This window comes from Microlunatus aurantiacus (assembly GCF_039536605.1).
GTDB classification, from domain to species: Bacteria; Actinomycetota; Actinomycetes; order Propionibacteriales; family Propionibacteriaceae; genus Microlunatus; species Microlunatus aurantiacus.
This window is the reverse complement of sequence record NZ_BAAAYX010000025.1, coordinates 3055-4790: the sequence shown is the minus strand read 5'-3', so window position 1 is coordinate 4790 and position 1736 is coordinate 3055. Positions and strand designations below refer to the sequence as shown.

Genomic DNA, 1736 nt, shown 5'->3' with positions numbered 1-1736 from the left:
GTCAGCACGACGATCAGCTCGGCCAGCACGACCACGCCGATGATCGACATCTGCAGCAGCAGGTTGGTCAGGTTGGTGCCGCCCCAGAACACGGAGCCTTTGGTGATGGTGGCCACCAGCAACAAGGCGACCAGGATGTAGAGGGCGTACTGGCTCTTCAGCCAGCCGAGGATCTGACCGCCACGGGAGTGGTCCTCCTCGTAGTGGTGAACCGACGGTGGTGCAGTGGTGCTCGTTGACATGGGAAAGCTCCTTCGCTCACGGGTGAGATGTGGTGGGCAGATCTGGACGAGGGGAAGGTCCCCGAGGCCCGACCTCGGTGGGACCTCAGCGGAACCGATGCGAGGTGGTGCAGGGCGGGCGGGTCAGTCCTGGTGGGTGAGGGCGGTGCGGATCAGGTCGTCGGTGTCGGCCTGGTCGGGGTCGAACTCGGCGACGATCTTGCCGTTGCGCATCACGAGGATCCGGTGGCAGAGCGACAGCAGCTCCTCGGCCTCGCTGGAGACCACGAGCACACCCTTGCCGCGGGCGGCGACGGCGTGGATGATCTCGTAGATGTTGGCGCGGGCGCCGACGTCGATGCCCTTGGTCGGCTCGTCCAGGACCACGAACTCGGGGTCGGTCTCCAGCCACTTGGCCACCACGACCTTCTGCTGGTTGCCGCCGGACAGGGTCCGGGTGTAGGTCTTGGTGCCGCCCTTCACCTGGTACTCACCGATCAGCTCACGGACCCGCTTCTTCTCCGCAGCGGCGTCGACGATGCCGGCCTTGGCGAGCTTCGGCAGGGCGACCAGGCTCATGTTCTGCCCGTTGTCGAAGTCCTTGACGAACCCCTCCAGCCGGCGGTCCTCCGTCAGGTACGCGATCCGCTTGTTGACGGCGGCGGTCGGGTTCGGGAGCTTGACCTCTTCGCCGTGCAGCTTGATCGATCCGGACACGGCCGGACGCTGACCGGTGACGGTGCGGGCCACCGAGGACCGGCCGCTGCCGACCAACCCGTACAGGCCGACGACCTCGCCCGGGTTGACGTCGAAGGAGACGTCGTTGGCGGTGCCGCCGTAGAGGTTTGCGACCGACAACACCGGCACCGCGCCCGCCTCGACCGTGACCGGCGTCGGCCTGGCCAGCGCCTTGAGGGCCTGGCCGATCATCAGCGAGGTGATCTCGTCGGCGTTCGTGTCGGCGGCGTTCAGCGTCTTGACCAGCTTGCCGCCCCGCAGGACCGCGATCCGGTCGCACATGGCGAAGACCTCGTTCAGGCGGTGGGAGACGAAGATGATCGAGGTGCCCGCCTCCTTCTCCCGCCGCACCAGGTCGAGGATGTCGTTGAAGTGCTCCTCGCTGGTCGACGCGGTCGTCTCGTCCAAGATCATGATCTTGTGAGTGGTGACCGCCGCGCGGGACAGGGACAGCATCTGCCGCTGTCCAGGCCCCAGGTCGCGGGCCAGCTGCCGGGTCGACAGGTGACCCAGACCGACGTTGGCCAGCACCTCCCGTGTCTCGGCGTTGTTGGTGTCGATCTTCTGCGCCCACGGGCGGATGTCCCGACCCTCGCGGAGCTTGTACAGCCAGACGTTCTCCCCGACGGTGAAGTCGTCGATGATCAACGGCTCCTGGTGCATCATCAACACCCCCGCCTGCTCGGCCTCGGCGGCGTTGCGCACCGGGTGGGGGTAGCCGGCGATCGTGATCTCCCCGTCGGTCAATGTGTCGACCCCGGCCAGCAGCTTTGCGAA

General features: G+C 66.9%; 1 protein-coding gene and 1 pseudogene. Both read right to left on the bottom strand.

Annotated elements, in window-relative coordinates; translation table 11 throughout:
* Positions 1-242: pseudogene (locus ABD714_RS21015) on the bottom strand (ABC transporter permease); the annotation flags it as partial.
* Between the two features lie 123 nt (positions 243-365).
* The coding region (locus tag ABD714_RS21010; RefSeq protein WP_344814417.1) for a sugar ABC transporter ATP-binding protein at positions 366-1736 on the bottom strand (1371 nt) is incomplete at its 5' end.